Origin of the sequence: Nocardioides sp. (genome assembly GCF_036374615.1) — a bacterium.
Taxonomy (GTDB): Bacteria; Actinomycetota; Actinomycetes; order Propionibacteriales; family Nocardioidaceae; genus Nocardioides.
Genome location: NZ_DASUTK010000213.1, coordinates 1 through 3,040, shown reverse-complemented (window position 1 = coordinate 3,040; position 3,040 = coordinate 1). Strand labels below are relative to the sequence as shown.

Annotated in this window: 5 protein-coding genes; 3 read left to right on the top strand and 2 right to left on the bottom strand. The window is 71.5% G+C overall.

Going from position 1 to position 3,040, the window contains the following annotated elements; all coding sequences use genetic code 11:
- The first annotated feature begins 99 nt into the window (after positions 1-99).
- Together npdG and VFZ39_RS16545 are read left to right on the top strand one after the other, a co-directional pair.
- The gene (gene npdG / locus VFZ39_RS16550) at positions 100-777 is read left to right on the top strand and encodes an NADPH-dependent F420 reductase (RefSeq protein ID WP_330866892.1); all 678 of its coding nucleotides are present in this window, start codon (positions 100-102) and stop codon (positions 775-777) included.
- Entirely contained in the window at positions 777-1,295 is a 519-nt protein-coding gene (locus tag VFZ39_RS16545) for a GNAT family N-acetyltransferase (protein ID WP_330866891.1), read from the top strand. Before npdG ends, VFZ39_RS16545 begins: the two co-directional genes overlap by 1 nt.
- On the opposite strand, the gene VFZ39_RS16540 is transcribed toward VFZ39_RS16545, so the two are convergent.
- The gene (locus VFZ39_RS16540) at positions 1,288-2,178 is read right to left on the bottom strand and encodes a dihydropteroate synthase (protein ID WP_330866890.1); all 891 of its coding nucleotides are present in this window, start codon (positions 2,176-2,178) and stop codon (positions 1,288-1,290) included. The two genes, VFZ39_RS16545 and VFZ39_RS16540, sit on opposite strands and share 8 nt — an antisense overlap.
- A 38-nt stretch (positions 2,179-2,216) precedes the next feature.
- On the opposite strand from VFZ39_RS16540, the gene VFZ39_RS16535 reads away from it, so the two are divergent.
- Complete coding sequence (locus VFZ39_RS16535; RefSeq protein ID WP_330866889.1) at positions 2,217-2,876, top strand: dihydrofolate reductase family protein; 660 nt, start codon at positions 2,217-2,219, stop codon at positions 2,874-2,876.
- Positions 2,877-2,911: 35 nt separating this feature from the next.
- Here VFZ39_RS16535 and VFZ39_RS16530 read toward each other — a convergent pair.
- On the bottom strand, positions 2,912-3,040 hold a 129-nt coding region (locus VFZ39_RS16530; protein ID WP_330866893.1), incomplete at its 5' end, for an acyl-CoA dehydrogenase family protein.

The window sequence follows — 3,040 nt, the reverse complement described above, 5'->3', positions numbered from 1 at the left end:
GTGTCCGCGATGTCCTGAGACACAACAGTGCGCCATGGCGCACTCTCAGGCACACGCCGCCGATGGTGGGCCGCCGCCGGACCACTAGGCTCACCGGCCATGACCGAGGCCGCCAGCTTCCCGACCGATCGGATCGTCGCCGTGCTGGGAGGTACCGGTCCGCACGGGAGGGGGCTGGCGCGCCGGTTCGCGCAGGCGGGGGTCCCGGTCGTGATCGGCTCAAGGTCCGCCGAGCGAGCGGCCGAGACCGCGACCGAGCTGGGGGAGGCCACCGGCGGGACGGTGTCGGGTGCCGACAATGCGACCGCCGCCGGGCAGGGCGACGTGGTTGTCGTCGCCGTCCCCTGGGACGGCCACGCGGAGCTGCTGCGCGACCTCGCGGGGCAGCTGGCCGGCAAGGTCGTCGTCGACTGCGTCAACCCGCTCGGCTTCGACAAGCAGGGTGCCTACCCGTTGCCGGTCGAGGAGGGCTCCGCGGCCCAGCAGGCGGCGGCGCTGCTGCCGGACTCCACCGTCGTCGGTGCCTTCCACAACGTGAGCGCGGTGCTGCTCGACGACCCCGACGTGACCTCGATCGACACCGACGTCCTGGTGCTCGGGGAGGACCGTGAGGCCATCGGCCTGATCTGTGCGCTGGCATCGGTCGTCCCCGGCATGCGCGGCGTGTACGGCGGTCGGTTGCGGAACTGCCACCAGATCGAGGCGCTGACCGCCAACCTGATCAGCATCAACCGCCGCTACAAGGCGCACTCCGGGATCCGGATCACCGACATCTGATGGTGCCCGACCAGCTCGAGATCCGGCCGCGGCGTGACACCGACGTACCGGCTCTGGTCGAGGTGCTCGCGGCGCAGCAGCCGACCAGCAGCTATCCGATGCGCTGGCCGCTGCCGTTCCCGATCGAGCAGTTCGTCGTACGCCGGGGCGAGCTGGCCACGTGGACGGCACTGGCCGACGGCCGCCCGGTCGGGCACGTCGCCGTGCAGGAGGCCACCGACGAGCTGTTCCTGCCGCACTGGGAGTGGGGCCACGGGCTGCCCGGCGAGCGGCTGGGAGTGATGAGCACCCTGTTCGTGGACCCGGACGTGCGTGGCGCGGGTCTCGGCCGCCGGTTGCACGACGTGGCGGTCGAGTGGCTGCGCGCGCACGGGCGCGGTCCGTGCCTGGACGTCGCGCCGGTGCACGCCGGCGCGCTGCGGCTCTACGAGGCGGTCGGCTGGGTGGAGGTGTGCCGGCTGCGGCCCCCGTGGCTGCCCGCGCACCAGCCAGACGTGCGCGGCATGGTGCTCACCTGACGGCGAGGGTCTCGATCGCCCGCAGCACGGTGCGGATGTGCGGCACCTCGTGCACCCGCAGCAGGTGGACGCCGCCCAGCGTCGCGAACACCGTGAAGAAGCCCTCGGCCTTGCGGAACTCGTCCTCGAAGATGTCGAGGTTGTGCGGCAGCACGCTCGCCGTGGGTACGCCGAGCGAGCGGAGCCGGAAGTTCTGCGTGATGGTCCGGGTCTGGAGCTTCGCGCGCTCGACGCCGCCGAGGTTGGGGAACGTGAATCCCATCCCCGGGTCGACCACGATCTTCCGCACCCCGAGCGAGTGAGCGTGCTCGATCCGCTCGGCGAAGTGGTCCACCAGGAACGGCACCAGGTCGTCCTCCTCGGGGAGCTCGTCCTGCTCACGCACGTTCGCCGAGGTCCCGAAGCACATCAGCACCGTCGCGTCGTGCTCGCCGACAGACGCGAGCATCTCGTCCTCGTCCTCGCGCCCGGTGAGGTTGATCATCCGGGCGCCGGCATCCAGCACCGCGCTGACCACGGCGGGGCGATAGGTCTCGACCGAGACGACGATCTCGTCGGCGAGCCGCTCCACCACCGGCAGCAGCTTCTCGAGCTGCTCCTCGGGTCCGACCCGGTCCGCGTCGTCGCCGCTCGCCTCGGCTCCGAAGTCCACGATCCGGGCGCCCTGCGCGGTCAGCACCCGCGCCTTGTGCAGCGCCGCCTCGGTGGAGCCGGCGATGCTCTCGCGGTAGGTCGAGTCGCGCGACAGGTTCACGACCCCCATCAGGGTCGGCAGGCCGTCCTCGATCACCACGTCGTCGGCGACGGCCACCGGGGTGATCGGCCGAGCCAGGTCGTCGGAGAACTGCTGGTGAAGGGCCGCGAGGTCGCCGAGGGAGATCACCCGACGGAGTCTAGGCAGGGCTCCGATACGGTCGGCGCATGCGCGTGCTGGTCGGTCCCGACGTTCCGCTCGAGGAGCTGTACGCCGCACCGGCCGAGCCCTGGCTGCGGGTGAACATGGTCGTGACCGTCGACGGCGCCGCCACGGGCGCCGACGGGACCAGCCGGTCGATCAACAACCCGTTCGACCAGCAGGTCTTCCGACTGCTGCGAGCGCAGGCCGATGTGATCGTCGTGGGAGCGGGCACCCTGCGCGAGGAAGGCTACCGGCCCAATCCGCTGCCGATCGTGGCGGTGAGTCGCAGTGGCAGGGTGCCGCCGACGCTGCGCAGCTCCCCGCCGGGGCGGGTGCTGCTCGCGACGTGTGCCGGCGCCCCCGGCATCGCCGAGGCCCGCAAGCTGCTGGGTGAGGAGCAGGTGCTCGTGTTCGGGTCGCACCGGGTCGACCTCGCGGCGCTGCGCGAGGCGTTGGTGCAGCGCGGGTTCCGGCAGATCCTGTCCGAGGGAGGTCCGCACCTGCTGCGGGACCTGCTCGACGAGGGCGTGGCCGACGAGCTGTGCGTCACCACAGTGCCGCACGTGATCGGCGGGCTCCATCCCCGCATCAGCAACGGCCCGCCGGTCGACGTACCGCTCCACCTGCACTCGCTCGTCGAGCACGAGGGGACGCTCCTCGCGCGGTGGTTCGTCGAGCGCTGAATCGGGCTTGAGTTCGCGGTGCTTTCGGCGGCGGACTAGCTGTCGTGGGTGATCGAGCCGCCGCTGTCCGTGCCGAGGTGCCGGGCGATCACCATCCGCTGGATCTGGTTGGTCCCCTCGAAGATCTGCATCACCTTCGCCTCGCGCATGTAGCGCTCCACGGG